This window comes from Micromonospora sp. M51 (assembly GCF_018070305.1).
Lineage (GTDB): Bacteria > Actinomycetota > Actinomycetes > Mycobacteriales > Micromonosporaceae > Micromonospora > Micromonospora parva.
The window spans coordinates 1-464 of the sequence record NZ_JAGPXZ010001500.1; the positions used below are offsets into that span (position 1 = coordinate 1).

Annotated in this window: 2 pseudogenes; both read right to left on the reverse strand. The window is 67.9% G+C overall.

Annotation, left to right across the window (positions count from 1 at the left end):
* Positions 1–205 (reverse strand): annotated as a pseudogene (locus KBX53_RS35645) (hypothetical protein); the annotation flags it as partial.
* Between the two features lie 2 nt (positions 206–207).
* Positions 208–464, reverse strand: a pseudogene (locus tag KBX53_RS35650) (hypothetical protein); the annotation flags it as partial.

Below are 464 nucleotides of genomic sequence, written 5' to 3' on the forward strand. Positions count from 1 at the left end.
GCTCCTGCACGAGATCGCGAATGCCCGGCGGGGATGTCGAAGCGACCTCGCCATAGCGCTCCGCCTCGGCATCGCCCTGCTCGACGGCAAGCTCGGCGCCCTCCTCGAAGTTCACCACCAGCGACACGGCGACGCGGGCGCCATTGGGCCAGGTGATATCAGGGCGTGCCCGGCCGTATCCGCGCAGGTCGCGTTCGATCGGCATGGTCAGCGATTCCCGATCTGGCGGCTGACGCCACCGAAGATTTCCGCGCAGACGAGGCCGGCGAGTGTCACCAGTACGATCACGCCGGAGACGGCGGCAACGCGCACATCGAGGCTGCCCTCGAGGATCGCCCAGAGCTTGATCGGGAGCACCTCGGTGCGCGCGTCGGCCAGGAACAGCGACACTGGAACATTGTCGAACGAGGTCAGGAACGCCACGAAGCAGCTCGCGACGATGCCGCGGCGGATCAGCGGCAGCG